A 19,283-nucleotide genomic window follows, 5' to 3' on the forward strand; every position below is an offset into this window, starting at 1 on the left:
TAAAATGTTCATAATATTCATGCTACTATATGACGATAGTGAGCATGCCAATGACAACAACGACAACATAATAAAGAATCTAAAGGACGTATGATGAAACAACCTCAGCAACTGATCGCAGGTGCCAATGCACCATTACCAACTGATAATATTAGTGTTCGCATCTTAAGCCAAAACGCCATTGATTGCGCCGCTTATCGTCTGACGACTGATGGCAAAGTACGCGGCGATGGTGACATGATATTTTATGGTCAGAAACGTAGCGATGATGGCAATGTTAGTTTTCGTGGTCACGACAGTGACGGATTTTTTGATATCAATTTGCCCGCGCAGCCTGCGAGTATTGAAAAAATCGCTTTGGCATTCTCTAGCGAGCAAACGCTGGCACAAGTCGGCGATGTCGATATTCAGGTACTACAAGGCAGTCAGGTATTGATGACTTGTCAGCTGAGCAGTGCTGGGCGTAATGAAAAAGCCATTATTTTGGCGGAGTGTTATCGCAGACAAGGCAACTGGAAGTTTCGCTTTATCGCGCAAGGATTTAATGGCGGCCTAAAACCGTTGTCGGAGCACTTTGGCGTTGAGATTGCTGATGATGCGCCAGCACCCCAAAATACAACGCAAAATCAGGCTCAGCTGATTAATACGCAAAAAGCAGACAATACCTCTCAAGCGAGTACTCCGCCACCGATTCCTGCGACCCCGTCGGTCAACCTAAACAAAATCACTTTAACCAAAAATCAGTCCAGCATCAATCTGAAAAAGCGCGATGATTTTGGCAAAATCTCAGTGAACTTAGACTGGAACCAACGTTCAGATGGTAATAAGTCAGCACCCAAGAAAGGCCTATTGGGTGATCTGTTCAAACAGCATCAATCAAGCGGTATCGATCTAGATGTTGGCGCGATGATTCATCTAAAAAACGGCGAAAAAACCCTGATTCAAGCACTGGGTAATCGCTTTGGTAGCCTGCAATCAGCGCCTTATGTATGCCTGCGAGCCGATGATAGAACGGGGCAGGTGAGTGGCGGTGAGTGGCTTGATATCAATGGTAAGCAGTGGTCACAGATTGAGGAGGTATTTATCTTTGCCTTTATTTATGAGGGCGCGCCAAACTGGGAAAAAACCGATGGCGTCGTGACCATTCATGTACCCGATCAGTCACCGATTGAGACCCGTTTAACAGAAGGGGCTAGTAACTTGCCGATGTGTGCCATCGCGCGTTTGGTCAATCAGCAAGGCAGTATCAATGTCGAGCGTATCAATCAGTATTTTAAAGGGCATCAGGAGATGGACAAAGCCTTTAACTGGGGATTTAGCTGGAAGCGTGGGCGCAAGTAATGGTTTGAACCATACTAATAGAATAGAAAGCCCATGAGCACAAAAGCGACTGATTAAAAAAAGCCAGCCAATCTATTGATAGACGGGCTGGCTTTTTACACACTAAGTCAATGAATCAGATAAGTCGTTATCCAATTAAAGGCTCAACTCAGTTATGCGTGCGGCGTAATTGCAGGCATTAAATCATGGAAGGTGCGACCAGACGCAGTCTCGCCAATAGCGTGCATTTTCCATTCATTGTTATGCCGATAGACTTTTGCCATCACCATAGCAGTATGTCCACCTTGCGCTGATAAGTTGTAGCGAGCTACTTCGCTGTTGTTATTGGCATTAACGATACGGCAAAACGCGTTTTCGACGGTCTCAAATGTCTGACCCGTAAAGCTATTGACCGTAAACACTAGCGAAGTCACGTTGGCTGGGACTCTTGAGAGATCAACGTTGATGACTTCATCATCACCATCACCGTCGCCAGTACGGTTGTCGCCTGTATGCACGATACTGCCATCTTTTGATTTAAGCTGACTGAACCAGATAGCATCGACCGCTTGTTTGTTTGCGTCAAACATAATGCACGAAGCATCCAAATCGATAGAATCGCCGCCGCTACCACCGCCGAATAATTTACCTAAAAAGCCACCTTTTTTGTCTTGTGGATTTTGAGCGACATCCCAACCTAGACCTAATTTGACTTGAGTCAGCTCGCCGCCTGCTTCTTTGCTTAGGGAGATCTTCTGTCCCTTTTGTAGACTAACTGCCATGTGAGTATCCTTATAATAATTGTGAGTAAAACTGCTTAAACATAGTTCTAAAAAACGCTATAAGATATTATCTAAAAAACCACCGCCGCCGCCGCGTCCACCTGAGCTCGTTCCTAAGACACTCTGCAGCCAACCTTGATAGCTGTCACGATTGCGCGAGCAAATAATGACTTTACCGCTTCCTGAGAAGTTCAGAACCATACCCTCGCCACTGGTGACCGAGTTGATGATATTACTCATGATGCCTTTTTTCTTACTGGTCGAGACTGACAGTTTATAATCGAGATTTGAATCCCAGCAAACCACATGACCATTATCAATAATGACATCTTTGTCTGGGGTGACCTCAATCTCAAACAATGAGCCAAAACCAGATACCACAACCTGACCTTTTCCTTGCGTCTGCATGACCATAAAGCCACCAGTATCACCGAATACCGCACCGCCCAGATTACGCTGAATATTGGCTCTGATATCAACGCCAGTTTGCGCCGCGACAAAAGCACCATCACTCAAGGTATATTGCTGTGATCCCACCTCGATGATTTGCATATCGCCATCTAGTGTGGGGGCAAGCAAACAGTCGCCTTCGCCATGGACTGCTTCAATCTGCTGTTGAAATAACGATTCATCATTGGCAAAGCGGCGCATAAGCGATTGCATCAGTCCACCTTGTAGCTTACCTTTTAGCTCAAGGTTAGACTCCATCATTACCATTGCATTGGCTTCACAATAAATTGAATCACCTTTTTTGAGATTACAATGCAAAAAAGGCTCAATAGTACCGATTAAACTGAATGTTGCGGCCATGGGGTGCAAATCCTTATTCTGATATCTTTAATAGGTGCTCTTAATGTGGGGGGAATAGACCTATGTGTTTTAGCGTTTTTATATTGATGAGCCTATTAAATTTAAAGCCATCAAATGCGTTAAAAGGGCACACTTGATGGCTTATAAATATTGCAAACCAATATTGGTTTGCAATATTTGGCTCGTTAGACGTTTGTGTATAAACTGGTATTACACGTTTACGCCGTAAGACGCTGCTAATGGTCCAAGACCACCGCTGAAACCTTGACCGACGGCACGGAATTTCCAGTCACCGTTATGACGATATAGCTCACCAAAGATCATAGCCGTTTCAGTGCTGCCATCTTCTGATAGGTCGTAACGGGCGATTTCAGATTGACCATTATCATTTACAACACGGATATAAGCATCGCCAACTTGACCGAAGTTTTGGTTACGTGCTTGGCCTTCATAGATAATCGCACAAATGGCAACTTTGCTCACGTCAGCTGGGATGCTCGCAAGATTTATTTTGATTTTTTCGTCATCGCCATCGCCTTCGCCAGTACGGTTATCACCAGTGTGCTCAACGGCGCCATTGTCTGACTTTAGGTTATTAAAAAAGATAAAATCTTGATCGTTACGGACTTTGCCTGCTTCGTTGATTAAGAAGGCAATAGCGTCCAAATCAAACTCTTGACCGTCAGTTGCGCGTGGATCCCAGCCTAAACCAACTGTGATGTTGGTTAAACCTGGTGCTTCTTTTGATAAGTTTACGTTGCCGCCTTTTGTTAAGCTAATAGCCATACAAATACCCTTTGGATTAATAATTAAGTGGATTGGGTCGAAAAAATAAATTAAAAGTTGTGCAGTGACTGATATGAAAGGACAACTGGTAAAGAACCCAGCTGTATACCACGTCCTGCATATCATTACGTTTTACTATACTAAGCGTTTGCTCACTAAGCAAGGCGTATTTTGTGCGCTTACTATATGCTTACTATATGCTTACTAAGCGACATAATAACCCTGCATTTTTGATACTTTTTAATCATCTTAGCAATAGTGGTTAACGTATTGTTATGCAAAGGTAAATTATTTAATGGCTGTTTCCTTTGGATTAAGCCATAGAATGAAGAGAAACCTACCCTAAGTTGCAAAGTCATAACCAAAAAAAGCGGGTCGTACCAGATATGTTGGTACGACCCGCTATAAGCTTGACAACTCAATAAAATTTAAACGTAATATTGTACTGAATAATCCATTAGGGCGTGTTGAACATTCGCAAATAGGCACTGCTGATCGCTAAAATTGTCCCAGACAAGGCACAAAGCGACGATAATGCAGATGCCTTAGCGAGATTTGTAACGCAGTATGGGGCAATTTTAGCATCAGCCCCAACGATAAAAGCAGGGGACAGGACTCTTTTTTGCCGCTTCATCGTTAAAAATAAGCGCTTAGAATGACTAAACTTATTATTTTTAACATCGAGTCGCCTAAAAAATAGTCGCTGTCAGTGCCATGGTCGAATGTTCAACATGCCCTAATAAAAGTATTTAGATAAAGTTTTTATTCGGCAAAAACCGACCAGCCTGTTTCTTGTACAAACAGCTCTAATGCTTTCAACCCAAGCTTGGAGTTTCCGATATGATCCAGCCCTGGCGACCAGACAGCGATAGAGCCTTTGCCGGGAGCTATGGTCAAAATACCGCCACCAACCCCATTTTTACCAGGCAAACCGACGCGATAGGCAAACTCACCAGACCCATCGTAATGACCGCACATCATCATTAGCGAGTTAATCCTTCTTGCGCGGTGCTCGTTAATTACACGTACCCCTGAGTGCTTATCAACTCCGTTAGAGACCAAGTACAGACCAGCGCTGGCTAATTGCTGACAATTCATCTCAATCGAGCACTGATGAAAGTAAGTACCCAACACCTTATCCACATCGTGCTTGAGACGACCAAAGGATTTCATAAAGTACGCAAGCGAGGCGTTGCGGTCTTTGTGCGCCATCTCAGACGCTGCCACTTTGTGGTCAAAACGGATGGACTCATCGTCCGTAATAAAGTGCACAAACTGTAGAATCTCAGCCAATATTTCTCTAGGTTCGTGACCCATCATGATCGCATCCACCACCGCAATGGCACCAGCATTGATGAATGGATTGCGCGGTCGACCAGTTTCATGTTCTAACATGACGATTGAGTTGAAAGGATCACCTGAGGGTTCACGACCAACGTGTGTCCAAAGCCCATCGCCCAATTTGCCAAGTGCGATGGTTAGAGTAAATATCTTGGAGATACTTTGGATCGAAAACAGAGTGCTCGCATTGCCTGCTGTATACATCTTTCCGTCAGGTGTCGCTACTGCAATACCAAACTGGTTTGGATCTACATGGGCCAGTTGCGGGATATAGTCCGCTACTTTTCCACGATCGGTTTCAAGTGCCATCTGTGCGGCAATATCATCAAGAATCTGTTGCATAGTGGTTGAAGGGTCTCATTTTTGGTGAGCAATTAAAGGACGAAGATTCTAACCGAATAACGTATAGTAGTGATGAAAAAATTGTATGTGAAGCAAAATACGCATGTATTTTAGCGATAGGTAAGGATTCGCTGTGTGACTAATGCCTGCCATTATAACGCAAAAAAGCAGGCCATATCTGATGATACGACCTGCTCAAAGCTATACAGCATCATGCGAACAACAGGTGCTAATTAAGCCTTGCTGCTTCCGCTTTACGATGTTTCAGCGACGCCCATAATGCAAAACCAATAAAGGCAATACCGATAAGACCAGTAATAATTTCTGGTACATGGAACTTCACTGACAACAGCATAATGATGGCTAAGGCACCGATGGCGTAATGTGCGCCATGCTCAAGATAAATAAACTCATCAAGCGTGCCTTTGTCTACCAAGAAGATAGTCATAGAACGTACGAACATCGCACCAATGGCAAGACCAAGCATGATAACAATGACATCATTGGTAATGGCAAATGCGCCAATCACACCATCGAAACTGAATGAAGCATCGAGGATTTCTAAGTATAAGAAACCAATGATACCGCCTTTCATGATAGCGCTGGTTGCGGCTGCGCCACTTCCTTCGTTTTCTAAGTCTTCTTCGAGATCACCTTCTAGCATACCAGAGACAACCTGTACACCAAGGTATACTAGAATGCCCCAAACGCCAGCAATGAGCACAGCACTTGACTGCTCTGCACTGGCCCATGATACCGCAATCATTAAGACGATAAGCGCAACAAATACGCTCATCGCATCGACTTTGCCTAGCTTGACCAAACGGCTCTCAAGCCAGTCAAACCAATGGACATCTTTGTCATCAAAAATAAAGTTCAAGAAAACCAATAGTAAGAAAATACCACCAAATGCTGAAATTTCAGCATGATGTGCCATCAATCTGGCTGAGTATTCTTGAGGATTGTTCAAGGCCAAATCGATCACTTGCATCATACCAAGGTCAGCGGTAACCGCAACGATGACAATAGGGAAGACCAAGCGCATACCGAATACCGCAATTAAAATACCCACGGTTAAAAATATCTTTTTCCAAAATTCGTCCCAGCCCTTAAGGACTGAAGCGTTGACCACCGCGTTATCAAAAGATAACGAAATCTCCATGACGGCCAAAATAGCGGTAATCGATAGCGTGGTTATCATCCCACCCATACCGCCATGTGAATATCCCCACCATGCCGCTATTGCTAAGGCAATGATTGTGAAGATAATATCTAAATAAAAATGTCTCATGACACATCCTATCTGGTTGCGTAAAGCTGGTCTATTATAGACACAAGCCGCAAAAAAGTGGTTATTGCTAACCACTTTTTATGCATAATTTTAAACGAAACGTAAAGCATTACTAGTCATTGGGGCATTAAAAATTGTGACTATTTGCAACGATGCTCGCTTGATATCTTGGACGTGATAATCGGAATGGCTGATAGCCCAAATGCCAATAAAAATAAGGCTCTAGATATCAACGCCGTACTGATGACACATCGCCTGTAAGCCACCTGAATAACCTTGACCTACCGCGCGGAACTTCCATTCACCGTTATGGCGATATACTTCACCGAATACCATGGCTGTCTCAACAGAGTAATCTTCTGCTAGATCAAAACGTACCACTTCAGTACCGGTTTCTTCGTTAACAACGCGGATAAAGGCATTGGCTACCTGACCGAAGTTTTGGTTGCGAGTAGCAGCGTCATGGATAGTCACCGTCACGACTACTTTATCAACGTCAGCAGGTACTTGGGTTAAGTTTACTTTGATAACTTCATCATCACCATCGCCTTCGCCAGTACGGTTGTCACCTGTGTGCTCGACCGCGCCATTATCAGATTTCAGCTGATTATAGAAGATAAAATCATGGTCGCCGCGCACTTTACCTGCACCATTTAGCAAAAATACGCTGGCATCAAGATCGAACTCAGCACCAGAGGTGGCGCGCTCATCCCAGCCTAGACCGATTAGTAGCTTGGTCAAATTTGGATCAGTTTTCGTTAGCGATAAGTTACCGCCTTTGTTAAGTGATAGAGCCATGGTGTTATCCTTGTTATTAGACGTTAGAGATTTAATGACATAAAAGGCGATGCTTACGCTATCACTGCGCAAATCCATCGCCTAGTAATGCTCTATCATAACAACAAAAAATGACCCAATCAAAGCCGATTGGGTCATGGTTATATTTCATATACATTGGCCAAAAAACTTAAGTTTCAGGCAGTTACGTTACTCATTATAGCTACCTTGTTCATGGCATTTGCCAGTATAGCAGCATTGCTCACTCATAAATGCTTATCTATAGACTCTGACGATGACGAATCTCAAAGCTTTGATGAATAGGTTTTTTGATATTAAAATCAAAGCCGATCGTCTTTTGGGTGATATTAATAATATCGTAGCGCTCGACTAACTGCTCATCTAGCTCAAAGCGAGTGAAGTTATTAGAAAAATACAAGACGCCATCAGAGGTTAAGCGGTTCATGGCCCGATTGATCAGAGCTGCATGATCACGCTGCACATCAAAGGTGCCTTGGAACTTCTTCGAGTTTGAGAACGTCGGTGGATCAATAAAGATAATATCAAACTGCTCGGTATTGTCCTTGATCCACTCAAAAATATCGGCGGCAACGAATTGATATTTATTGCGGCTGACGTCTAGACCGTTCAAGGCAAAGTTTTGTTTGCCCCAATCTAGGTAATTCTGTGACAAATCAACGCTCGTGACTTTTTTGGCACCAGCAAGTGCAGCATGGACACTCGCTGTACAAGTATAAGCAAACAGATTCAAGACAGATTTGCCGTGACTGTTGTTTTTGATTCGGGCGCGCATATTACGGTGATCGATGAACAGACCCGTATCTAGATAGTCGGTAAAGTTAACGTAAAAATAAGCACCATCTTCGCGGGCGACATGAAACTTGCCGCGTTTTTCTGTGGTGTTCTGTTTACTGTACTGATCGTTACCAGACTGACGGGCACGCGTTTTGATAAAGATTTGCTCACGATTAATATCAAACACTTCACGGATACCCATCAGCGCGAGATTAAAGCGTTTTTTGGCTGTTTCAGGTGGAATAGTCTTAGGCGGTGCATACTCTTGCACGTGGGCATAATCGCCGTATAAATCGATAGCAACCTTGAAGTCAGGCAAATCGGCGTCATAGACACGAATGTTACTGACATTGTCTTTTTTCGCCAGTTTCTTAAGCTTGGTCAGGTTTTTTTGTAGACGATTGACAAAATCTTGTCCGTCTTCTACGTCGATCTCACGCTTTTCAAAACGGCTGACAAGATTGCCTGTCTGTCCAGCGATAAGCGTTCCGTAGCGGAAATAGACGGTGATCGCGCCATTATGACAGCGTAACGTTTTTGGTTCTTTAATCGGTAGGATATCTACTTGCTCGACACGAGCAGCCAATATGCCAAGCATTGGATCGATACCGCTGCCAGCAAAGCTGTCTTGCACAATCAGGCCAATGGCTTGATACAGTGGCTTGATCATTTCTTCATCACCCAAACGCTCACCATAAGGCGGGTTGGTAATGATTAAAGGATTACTCAATCGACCGGCATCCACGAGCGGTTTTAGGGCGCTACCAAGTTCATCAAGCGCACGCTGTTCGATGTCTAGTAGCGGAAGCAAATCTTGAAGTCCTGCCGCGATGAGGTTTTTTTCGGTTGCGATAATCGCGCCATTATCAGCATCAAAACCCAACACAAGCGGCAGCGTATCTGGTTGCTCAATGGCAATCTCTAATGCTTCGCGAAAACGTGTCTGTGCATCCTCAATCATCTCCTGCCATAGCGTCTCGTCATGATGCTGCCACTCATAGAAGCCAAATTGATTGGCCGCTTTGTCGATACCTACAGCATAATCACAGTGCATGAGTAGCGCTTCGATAAGGAAGGTACCAGAGCCACACATTGGGTCTATTAACGCATTATAGTAAGGTGCATCGCCTGCATCGTTTTTCTTGTGCCAACCAGCGCTATAGAGTAGGGCGGCTGCCAAGTTTTCTTTTAATGGGGCTTCTGTCATAGCCACGCGATAACCACGGCGATGCAAACTGGTCCCTGATAAATCTAAATACAGCTCGGCCTGTTTGTCATTGACGGTCGCAAAAATAGAAAAATCTGGGTTTTTGCTATCGACATTCGGACGGCTGTCGTACACTTCGTTGAAGGTGTCCGCAATGGCGTCTTTGACACGTAGCATGGCAAACTGCTGGCTGACGGCAACGCGCTTATCGACAGACAGACGGATGGCAAAGGTTTGCTCTAAGCTAAACTGCTCAGTCCAATTGACGGATTTTGCCAAACCATATAGCTGCTCTGCAACATCGTATTCTGCATTGATGTTTTTGCGTTTGATGAGCATCAATACCCGCGAAGCCACACGTGACCAAAGGCAGATGGTATACAAGTCGCGTAAATCACCCGTGACGGCAAGACGACCAGTACTCTTGATTTCGCTATCAATACCGAAACTTGTCAGCTCAGTCTGCAGCGGTGCCTCAAGCCCATCGGCACAAGTAATGATAAGATCAAGCGACAATGTAGAAGAGGGTGCAGCTGCGGTTTGTTCGGTCATACGGATACCTGTGGGCTAAATTGACAAAAGAGGCAAATAATAAAATAGATGTTTTAACCAGTAATTTTACCATAATTCACGGTAGGATGGTTCAAAGTGGCTATGTTTAAGGTGCGATAGGTTTAAGGTACGATAGGTTTAAGGTGCGATAACTAAATACATGAAAATAAGTCAGCTACTCATCCTTTGCCAATGATCCCTTTCCTGATACAACTTGAGTGGTGGTTGCAAAAGGTTTAGTCGCGATAGGGTAGTCGACGTCTTTTGGCATGAGCAGGCGCATATGTGGATAAGGCGTCGAGATATTGGCCGCATCAAAGGCAATTTTTATCTCTTCTTGTAGCACTTCTTTGATTTTGGGTATACGTGCCACGGCTGCTGGCTTGACCCAAAAACGCACGATAAAAAATACGCCATACTCTCCGATTTCGGCCACGGTCGCTGAGGTCTCAGGACGATTGAGTACTGCATCGGTATTGCTGAGTACTTGCAAAATCTCTTTGCGTGCAATCTCAATATCATCTTCGAAGGCAATACGCACGCGAATATCGAAACGTATAAAGTTTTTGGAGGTTAAGTTAATCACTTCTGAGGAGGCGACATTAGAGTTTGGAATAATAACAGTAATATTGTCTCGAGTTAGGATATGGGTAGTGCGCAAGGCAATAAGCACCACGCGTCCCTCATTATCATTGATGTGAATCCAGTCCCCAACTTGAAACGACTGCTCCAGCAAAATAGTGATACCGGCGATAAAGTTGGCAAGCGTCGATTGAGCAGCGAAACCGACAGCTAAGCCGACAATACCCAAACCTGCAACTAACGATACGATATCAAAACCAAATTGTGCCATCACGCTGGCAAGCCCAAGTACCAATAGGAGCACCGACAAGATATTTTTGAGCAGCTGCTCTATCGAGGCGTTGAGTCCATAATGCTGTAGGACTTTATGAATAATCTGACCAGACGACGCCCACAGTACGTAGTAGATACCAGCCCACGTACTTGCTTTTGCTGTTGCCTTGATGGTTTCTGGTTCAAAATTTATTTGACTCATGATCGCTATCAGACTGGCGACAATCCAAACGTAACGTAGCGTTGAGCGGGCAATCTTGGTACGGCGATCGTTTAAACGAATCTTAGTTTTACTTTGTCTAAGAATATAATTGGCCAACCAATAAAAAAATCCCAATACCGCAAGCAGTATTAGGATCTTTATGCCAGTGCTAGCAAGCTCTACTGCTTGAGAAGACCAGTTGAGTGTCTCTTCGTCTATAGAGCCACCAAGCGCAAGGTAGAGGCTAGTATGCAGGTCACGAATGATTTCTTTAAAAAAGTCGGTAACACTAGCGATTGGCATTTTTTCGTCCATGCAGGGTGTGTTTATACAAGGTTTGATAAATGAGGTGTCCGGTCACACGTCACCTCAAGTTGTCTAGTCAATCAAATATAGCATGAGTGATGACTAAGCCTAACTCTATTTTTTAGAGCAAGGCCTAACTGTAAATTAAAAATTGTCTTCTTGCGCGTCTTGAGATTGATAGGGTATCTCCATTTTGTCCTGCACATCACGGAGTGCCGTACGCAGTCCTTCTAATATCGTAGGGTGATAAAAAGGCGTGTCAAGCATCTCTTTAATGCTCAAGTCATTGGTAATCGCTGTGGCTAATATATGACCGATATACTCGGCATCAGGGCCCACCATGCTCGCGCCTAATATTCTGTCGGTTTTTTTGCAGGCATAGATATGTAGCAGACCACAATTAACGCCCATCACACGGCTGCGCCCTTGGTTGTCAAAACTGACGCGACCAATCACAAATTCCAGCTCAGGGTCTTTTTGGATCTCGGGTAGAGACATTCCGACATTGACGATTTGCGGTGAACAAAATACGATAGAAAATGGGGTGGCGGGCGGGCGAATATAAGCATCTTCGGTATTTTCACAGACCATGTTGCCAGCACTATAGCCCTCATCACTCGCTACATGCAGTAGAGGAATGTGAGCATTGGCGTCTCCAACGATATAGATATCTGAATCACCAATTTGCCCTGTTTTTTTACTCAACTTTTTCGGGCGGTTTTTGTCATCAAGCTCAACGCCTAAGTGTTCGACACCCAACTGCTTGATGTTGTTGCGGCGACCAGTCGCGACCAAGACACAGTCGCCTTGCCATTGTCTTGACTCACCAGCACTGTCTTCATATTCAATAAACGCAGTTTGAGTGTCTTTATTTACGTTTTGACCCACATCAGTAATCTTGCTTCCCAAGTGCATGGTAAGCTCATGACTTAAGCACTCGATGGCTTTTTGGTTGATGTCATTATCCTTGAGACCAGCAACCTGTTTGACTCGGTTGAGTAGCGTAACCTCTACGCCCAAGCGCGTAAATGCTTGTGCAAGCTCTAGACCAATGGCTCCTGCGCCTACTACTGCCATAGATTTGGGTAAGTCTGTAAGCTCAAACACGCTATCAGAGGTGAGCATCGTGTCACCCAGTTTATCAGCCCAACCGTCAGGTATAAAAGGTGAGCTGCCAGTTGCCACAATGATTTGCTCTGCGGCAATGAGCTCATCATTGACCTCGATTAGTCCATGCTCATTGATATGAGCACGCCCATCGATTTTTTTGTGATCAGGCCAGCTATCTACTTGTTTTTTGATGTAGCTTGCAAAATGACTGCGCTCATCACGCACGCGCTGCATCACTTGCTTGCCATCTATTTTTACCGTGGCATGAACCCCAAAGTCGCCAGAATGGTTGGCATCGTGTGCACGGTCAGCGGCTGCAATCAGCAGTTTGCTAGGCATACAGCCGACAGTGACACAGGTAGTGGTCCAAAACCCTTCATTGATAATGACGACATCGTCTTTAATTTTGCTCGCTTGGCGAAAGGCATTTTGACCAGCCGTGCCTGCACCGATAACGGCAACAGAGACGTTGCGCGTGATTTTTTGCGGTGCCTTATCAGTAGTAGTACCAGACTGTTTATTCATATGATTCTCTAGTAAGAAGGGATTATAAGCGTATGTGTTGACCAGTGACTCAGAGCCTTATATTCGCGCGTTTTATCGTTTTTGCGGCAAAAATGTACTCTGTTATAACGATCAGGTTATGGTGCCAATATGCTGAGTAGACGACTGGTGTAATCTTTGGCACGTAAGTTACGCTGTGCGTGGGTCAGCTTGCCTTCTTTATCAAATACAAATGCTGATCTCACCAGTCCCAAAGTAATGTTGCCGTACATGTTTTTCTCTTTAATGACTTCAAAATACTGGCATAGCTTCTCATCAGCATCACTGATAAGTGGGATCTGCAAGTCATATTTATCGATGAACTTCTCATGTGACTCAACGCTGTCACGAGAGACGCCAATAATGTCATAACCTAAGTCATCAAAATCATGAAGATGTGAGGTAAATTCCGTCGCTTGCGTGGTACAGCCTGGTGTATTGTCTTTAGGATAAAAATAGAGAATAAGACCTTTGTCGGTATTGGCAACCATCTCTTTGAGACTGATCTCATCATGGATAAAGTTTCCGGCAAGTTTGCGTACGATGGTCACTGGAAAGTCGGGTAGGTTGATCGTTTCTGTTGTTGGTTTTGCCATGGTAAAATCCTTATTGATTTTGGTTATGTATATTGGTTTTTTTGATGGTTTAGATAGGGTTTTATTTATCGTCTTCTTATTATAGGCAGATTGGTAGCAATAAATAATCAGTTTTACACTTTGCTCATCCATTGGTAACAAAAAAGACTGGCAATGGCCAGTCTTTTGTATATCAAACAAATAGTAATTAAGCAGGCTTTTGCGGCTGCTTCAAGTCTAAGCCGACTGTGCACTGCTGCAGGTTTTTTTGCATGGTCTTGACGTATGGCAAGCTTGAAGGATCTTTTTTGTCTTTTGCGTAGCTCTCAATCTCCCACATCTGACCAATCGTCATGTTGCTACGCACACCGATAGTGCACTTACATAACTTTGTCGCATCACTTTTACTAGCGACTTTATATTTAACTGCGCCATCGACGCATGAGTTGATATTACTTTGCTTAATATCAGTAGCATTCGCCTGCGGCATTGCGAACGTGGCAGCTAAGGCTAGGGGGAGTAATGGCAATAACTTCATAAATATCCTCTTACAGATAGTGTCAATTTTTGACTCTGGTATTCAATGTGATTTTATAATCAACAGACAGCTGGATCACTGATATGTGAGTGACTGAATCATTGGTGATATCTCATGTAACCTATATCACATGTAATCTATTCAATTGGCAAAAATGATTGTCCATACCATAGCAAGTATATTGATTAAAATACAATGTCGACGTGCTGTGTTAATGCAAGCGAATGTTTCGCTAATGTTGATTGATGCCGCTGTTTGATAAAAAGTCAGTATCTCTATCCAGCTTGGTAATGAGTAGGGTCAGTGACGCCAGCTTGAGCAAAGCCTTGGCGACGTAGCGCACAGCTGTCACAAACGCCGCAAGCAAGTCCGTTCACATCGGCACGGTAGCAAGAAATCGTTTGTCCATAATCAACGCCCAATGATAGACCAAGCTCAATAGTTTGAGCTTTGGACAGCTTTTGTAGTGGGGTTTGGATAGACAAGCGATGACCGGTAACGCCCGCTTTTGTCGCCAGATTGGCCATGTGCTCAAATGCTTCGATATACTCTGGACGGCAATCGGGATAGCCAGAGTAATCGACTGAGCTGACCCCAATGACGATATGATTGGCATCAGTCACTTCAGCGACGGCTAGCGCATAAGACAAAAAGATTGTATTACGTGCAGGCACATAAGTATTCGGAATGGCATCGTTATCGATCTCATCGCGCTTTTTATTAGGGAATTTGTCGGTATCGCCGTCTGGTACGATCATGCTGTGATCGGTGAGTGATGAGCCACCAAGCTGGGCGATATCAATATCAATGATTCTATGATTGACGCTTGCTGTCTCAGCAATGCGCTTTGCTGCGACAAGCTCACTATTATGACGTTGCCCATAGTCAAAGCTGACCGCTGTCACCGAGGCATAGTGCGCCTTTGCCCAATACAAACACGTCACCGAATCGAGACCACCTGATAAAAGCACCACGGCATTTTGGTTTTTGTGAGGAGTATCGTTGCTGTTGGACGCTTGATTCATTGAGGGGTTCTGCAAAGTAACGTTAGTCATAGTGTTATCTATTATTGGTTTACGAAAACGGCTATTTTAGCAAAAATACGGCTATTACAGAACCATGAAGCGATCAATCACGCGTCACTAAAGCGACAAAGCCATGCTAAGCAGTATTGCAATAAAAATAAAGTGCGTATTACTGTCATCTTTTCAATCTGTTAGCAATATTTGTTATAATTGCCGCTTTTAAAGCATCGATAACCCTACCTCATTGATCGTGCTTTATCGCAAACTACTTTATAGTAAAATCATCCTTATAAAGATATTGAGTAACTTATGACCCCAGCAACCTTATTTACGCCAAACATTCCTCCTAAGTTTGATGAGATGTCTGATGAATCAGACTTTAATCGTTATGTTTTAGAGGCTGATGCTGAAGAGGGTAGCAATGAAGATATCGTTGATGAACAATCTACTGACTCACAATCGCCTACTGAATCTGCGGCTTTTCGTAAGCTACAAAAGAAGCTTCGTCGCCAAGTCTCTTGGGCCATTCGTGATTTTAATATGATCGAAGACGGCGATGTGGTGATGGTCTGTGTCTCGGGCGGTAAAGACAGCTATACCTTGCTGGATATTTTGCTCCTACTAAAACGTATCGCCCCCATTCATTTCGATATCGTCGCAGTCAATCTTGACCAAAAGCAGCCCGGCTATCCGGAAGATATTCTGCCTGCTTATCTAAACGAGCAGGGCATTGCCCATTATATCTTGGAAAAAGATACGTATAGTATTGTCAAAAGTGTGGTGCCAGAAGGCAAGACCTATTGCTCAGCGTGTTCACGTCTGCGCCGTGGTTCGTTGTATGGTTTTGCTAAGCAGATTGGTGCGACCAAAATCGCCTTGGGTCATCATCGCGATGACATGCTGGCGACTTTCTTCTTGAATTTATTTCATGGCGGCGCGCTCAAATCCATGCCGCCTAAACTGCTGAGTGATGACAAGCAAAACCTGCTGATTCGTCCATTGGCGTATGTCGAAGAAAAAGACATCATCGAGTATGCCAAATTAAAAGAATTCCCGATTATTCCTTGTAATCTGTGTGGCAGCCAGACCAATCTACAACGTGCCATTATCAATGACATGCTACGCGAATGGGATGACGCTCATCCGCAGCGTTTGGCGTCTATCTTTAAGGCAATGCAAAACGTAGCGCCATCACAGTTAGCGGATCGTGAGTTGTTTGACTTTGAGACACTCAGTCTTGATCGTGATAACGACGAGCGTTTGTTTGAGGGGGATAATATTCAATCAGGGCAGACCGACAGTCTGGCTGAGATTGGTTTGCCGGTATCACCAAAGACGCAAACGTTCAATCCTAAGTTTGCTAGCGATAAGCCGTATGCAACAGAATCAGACAATGCTGTAACAAGTAGAACTACACCTCAGAAAATTCCAACAATTAACCCACTTATTTAGCATCTCATGAGCGAATACTGATCGAGTAACCCATAAAAAACCAGCCATTCATAAAGAAAAGGCTGGTTTTTTTAAATGTAGATATTAGGGCATAGCTTAATAATATTAACTTTTAGCAAAGACAGATAAAGGTTTAAAGCTAACCTCTGAGCGCGGAAGCTTGGCAACATCTTGCATACGCCAATCGTCCTTGCCATCGTTATTCACTTGCAGGTAATATTTGGCTTTTACCGAATCAAGATTTACTTGGGCGCTGTATTTATTGCCTTCAACATGCTTTAGCACGACGTCACGGTCTTTTTTGATATCGGTGGCATGCGAGATTGAAAGATTAAGCGTATCGGGATAAGTAAGTGGCTGGCCGTTCAATAGCTTGCCTGACTGCACACTTTGCTCAGGATAATTGAGATAAAACACAACATCGCCATTATCCGCAAATTGCATTTTGCCATGCAAGTCCAAATCATAAGCAAGCTTGTCACGTGAGACGTCATGATAGAGCGTCTTCCCATCCATATACCAGTCGTCACGTACCACGCTGTCGCGGATCTGGTAAGAGTAGTAGACAAACCAGATACAAGCGATCACGACCGCAGCTGGCATGCCAATCACAAAAATCATAACCATGTAATTCTTGTACCATGGCTGAGTATCTTGATGTTTAAAATTCGGTGCTGGATTAGACATAAAATACCTATTCATCAGATACTTATTTATCAAAGATCTGCTTATCAGATATCGACAAATGGTATCAACGGACAATTTGACGGCTACCTGCTGCCAATTTAATCATAAATCATTCACCCGATAGCCTTTGACTCTCAAAGTCGCTGACTACCGAATGATATAAAGGAAACTAAATAATCAGTTCAGTGATGAATTACTGACCTTGAGTCGTAAAGACGTTTTGCTTACTGACTTTGTACTTACCGTCTTCACTGGTCACATTTAACGTCACTGGCGTTTGACCAAATTCAATCACATCAGGGTCACCGTAAATACTGACAGGCATATCGAAGCTTTCGCCTGCTTCTAAGGGTACATCGTTGAAGCGCAGCTCTAAACTCAGACCCTCTTGCGGTGCGAGCGTTATTTTATAATTGTGAGGCTCTTGGGTTTTGTTGGTTAGCTTGACGATATAGCTGTTCTCAATCATGCCTTGGGTATTGATAGATGATAACTGGTTACGATCACGGCGGATATCAATCTCTAGCGGCACGCGGTCTGTCAACGCATAGATAACCCCGCCACATAGCACTGCCAATAGCGCCAAATAAGCAAATAATCGTGGACGAAATACACGGCTTGGTTCTTTTTCGACCAGCTGACGCTCGGTTGTATAACGAATCAGCCCGCGTGGATAGCCAACTTTGTCCATAATCTCATTACAAGCATCAATACAGGCGGCGCACTGGATACAGGCAACTTGCAAGCCATCACGAATATCGATACCAGTGGGGCAGACCTGCACACACATGGTACATTCGATACAGTCACCCAGCTCTTCAGGGTTTGTGCCTTTTTTACGCGCGCCGCGTGGCTCACCACGCTCATAGTCGTACGATACGATCAGCGTATCTTTATCAAACATCACACTTTGGAAGCGGCCATAAGGACAAATCTGTACACACATCTGCTCACGCATATAACCTGCATTGGCATAAGTGGCAAAGGTAAAGATAAACATCGATATCCATACCCATGTTGGCCAGTCAGGAAAAGGAATCAGCCCCACGGTCTGCCAGCTATGATAAAGCGAATCTGTACCTGCCACATAACTGACAAAGGTTGCTGCTGTAATCACAGAAAGTACAAACCAAATCGCATAGACTACCGTTCGCTTGAACACTTTACTCGCGCTCATAGGCGATTTATCAAACTTCATGCGCTTATTGCGATCACCAATGACCCATTTTTCAACGTACTGGTAGAGATGCGTCCAGATGGTTTGTGGACAAGCATAACCACACCAAACGCGGCCAGCATATACAGTCACCATAAACAAAGTAAACGCTGCAATAATGGCAAATGCGGCAATAAAATAAAAATCTTGAGTCAAAAAAGTCAAACCAAAAATATAGTAATGCTGTGAGGGAACATCAAACCATATTGCTTGTCTGCCATTATAACGCAGCCACGGCAAAATTAAAAAAGCGGCCAAAAGGGCATACATCGTGATGACACGAATATTTTGATAAAACCCTGTCACAAACCTTGGATGTACTCGATGCTTGGTGGCATCAAGATCGACCTGCTGTACGGGGATTTTATTAGATTGTTGTTGTGCTGACATAAACGTGCCTCTTTAAAAAAAGAATCAGTCTGCTGGCATGATGAACAAATACCTCTCGCCGTGAAGTATATGAATGTATGATGTTATCAATGTCAGTAAATAATGGATAGCGACTTAAATAAAAGTCCTCTAGTACACTTACTAAATAATTGATTATAAGTGGGTTATTAGATCGAGCTAAGACATCATCAGTCTGGCTCGTTAGCCATTTTGAAAACAGCTATTCTAACATTCTCCCTACTAACAATGGGGTAATAATCGTAAAAAGCAAGCACTATAGATCATAATAATGTCTACTGAGAAGTATCTGTGATAGCGACTATTAGGTAAATTCTGCAAAAATAAACGAAAAAAGGAGAA

16 protein-coding genes are annotated in these 19,283 nt (G+C 43.8%); 2 read left to right on the top strand and 14 right to left on the bottom strand.

Features of this window, described 5'->3' with window-relative positions; all coding sequences use genetic code 11:
• The first annotated feature begins 93 nt into the window (after nucleotides 1-93).
• A complete protein-coding gene (locus BLR43_RS01550) occupies nucleotides 94-1,341 on the top strand; it encodes a TerD family protein (RefSeq protein ID WP_093068068.1) in 1,248 nt (415 codons plus the stop codon).
• Nucleotides 1,342-1,493: 152 nt separating this feature from the next.
• Here BLR43_RS01550 and BLR43_RS01555 read toward each other — a convergent pair whose 3' ends face one another.
• The 12 genes from BLR43_RS01555 to queC form a co-directional block, all read right to left on the bottom strand.
• On the bottom strand, nucleotides 1,494-2,102 hold the full coding sequence (locus BLR43_RS01555; RefSeq protein WP_058024749.1) for a TerD family protein: 609 nt from the start codon (nucleotides 2,100-2,102) through the stop codon (nucleotides 1,494-1,496).
• Nucleotides 2,103-2,159: 57 nt separating this feature from the next.
• Nucleotides 2,160-2,912, bottom strand: coding sequence for a TIGR00266 family protein (locus BLR43_RS01560; protein ID WP_093068073.1), 753 nt, complete (start codon nucleotides 2,910-2,912; stop codon nucleotides 2,160-2,162).
• Nucleotides 2,913-3,122: 210 nt separating this feature from the next.
• Nucleotides 3,123-3,698, bottom strand: a complete 576-nt coding sequence (locus tag BLR43_RS01565) for a TerD family protein (RefSeq protein WP_093068076.1) — start codon at nucleotides 3,696-3,698, stop codon at nucleotides 3,123-3,125.
• Between the two features lie 762 nt (nucleotides 3,699-4,460).
• The gene (locus BLR43_RS01570) at nucleotides 4,461-5,381 is read right to left on the bottom strand and encodes a glutaminase (protein WP_093068079.1); all 921 of its coding nucleotides are present in this window, start codon (nucleotides 5,379-5,381) and stop codon (nucleotides 4,461-4,463) included.
• A 229-nt stretch (nucleotides 5,382-5,610) separates the two neighbouring features.
• Nucleotides 5,611-6,672 carry a DUF475 domain-containing protein gene (locus tag BLR43_RS01575; protein WP_071001908.1) on the bottom strand — a complete coding sequence of 354 codons (1,062 nt, stop codon included), beginning with the start codon at nucleotides 6,670-6,672 and terminating at the stop codon, nucleotides 5,611-5,613.
• 222 nt (nucleotides 6,673-6,894) lie between these two features.
• Entirely contained in the window at nucleotides 6,895-7,470 is a 576-nt protein-coding gene (locus tag BLR43_RS01580; RefSeq protein ID WP_058024753.1) for a TerD family protein, read from the bottom strand.
• A gap of 259 nt (nucleotides 7,471-7,729) precedes the next feature.
• Nucleotides 7,730-10,024: a bifunctional 23S rRNA (guanine(2069)-N(7))-methyltransferase RlmK/23S rRNA (guanine(2445)-N(2))-methyltransferase RlmL gene (gene rlmKL, locus BLR43_RS01585; protein ID WP_093068083.1), complete on the bottom strand. Its 2,295-nt coding sequence runs from the start codon at nucleotides 10,022-10,024 to the stop codon at nucleotides 7,730-7,732.
• 175 nt (nucleotides 10,025-10,199) lie between these two features.
• Nucleotides 10,200-11,384: a mechanosensitive ion channel family protein gene (locus BLR43_RS01590; RefSeq protein ID WP_227674252.1), complete on the bottom strand. Its 1,185-nt coding sequence runs from the start codon at nucleotides 11,382-11,384 to the stop codon at nucleotides 10,200-10,202.
• Between the two features lie 147 nt (nucleotides 11,385-11,531).
• Complete coding sequence (locus tag BLR43_RS01595) at nucleotides 11,532-13,022, bottom strand: dihydrolipoyl dehydrogenase (RefSeq protein ID WP_093068090.1); 1,491 nt, start codon at nucleotides 13,020-13,022, stop codon at nucleotides 11,532-11,534.
• A 116-nt stretch (nucleotides 13,023-13,138) separates the two neighbouring features.
• Entirely contained in the window at nucleotides 13,139-13,636 is a 498-nt protein-coding gene (locus BLR43_RS01600; RefSeq protein WP_075106620.1) for a peroxiredoxin, read from the bottom strand.
• A 187-nt stretch (nucleotides 13,637-13,823) separates the two neighbouring features.
• Complete coding sequence (locus BLR43_RS01605) at nucleotides 13,824-14,153, bottom strand: hypothetical protein (RefSeq protein ID WP_093068095.1); 330 nt, start codon at nucleotides 14,151-14,153, stop codon at nucleotides 13,824-13,826.
• A gap of 275 nt (nucleotides 14,154-14,428) precedes the next feature.
• Nucleotides 14,429-15,178: a 7-cyano-7-deazaguanine synthase QueC gene (gene queC, locus BLR43_RS01610; protein WP_201587727.1), complete on the bottom strand. Its 750-nt coding sequence runs from the start codon at nucleotides 15,176-15,178 to the stop codon at nucleotides 14,429-14,431.
• Between the two features lie 309 nt (nucleotides 15,179-15,487).
• Between queC and ttcA the strand changes: the two genes are divergently transcribed.
• Nucleotides 15,488-16,630 (top strand): tRNA 2-thiocytidine(32) synthetase TtcA, encoded by a 1,143-nt coding sequence (gene ttcA, locus BLR43_RS01615; RefSeq protein WP_093068104.1) that lies wholly within the window; start codon nucleotides 15,488-15,490, stop codon nucleotides 16,628-16,630.
• A gap of 105 nt (nucleotides 16,631-16,735) precedes the next feature.
• On the opposite strand, the gene BLR43_RS01620 is transcribed toward ttcA, so the two are convergent.
• Nucleotides 16,736-17,317, bottom strand: coding sequence for a FixH family protein (locus BLR43_RS01620; RefSeq protein ID WP_093068108.1), 582 nt, complete (start codon nucleotides 17,315-17,317; stop codon nucleotides 16,736-16,738).
• A 193-nt stretch (nucleotides 17,318-17,510) separates the two neighbouring features.
• The gene (gene ccoG / locus BLR43_RS01625; RefSeq protein WP_093068113.1) at nucleotides 17,511-18,923 is read right to left on the bottom strand and encodes a cytochrome c oxidase accessory protein CcoG; all 1,413 of its coding nucleotides are present in this window, start codon (nucleotides 18,921-18,923) and stop codon (nucleotides 17,511-17,513) included.
• Nucleotides 18,924-19,283 lie beyond the last annotated feature (360 nt).

Origin of the sequence: Psychrobacter pacificensis, from assembly GCF_900101915.1 — a bacterium.
Classification (GTDB): Bacteria; Pseudomonadota; Gammaproteobacteria; order Pseudomonadales; family Moraxellaceae; genus Psychrobacter; species Psychrobacter pacificensis.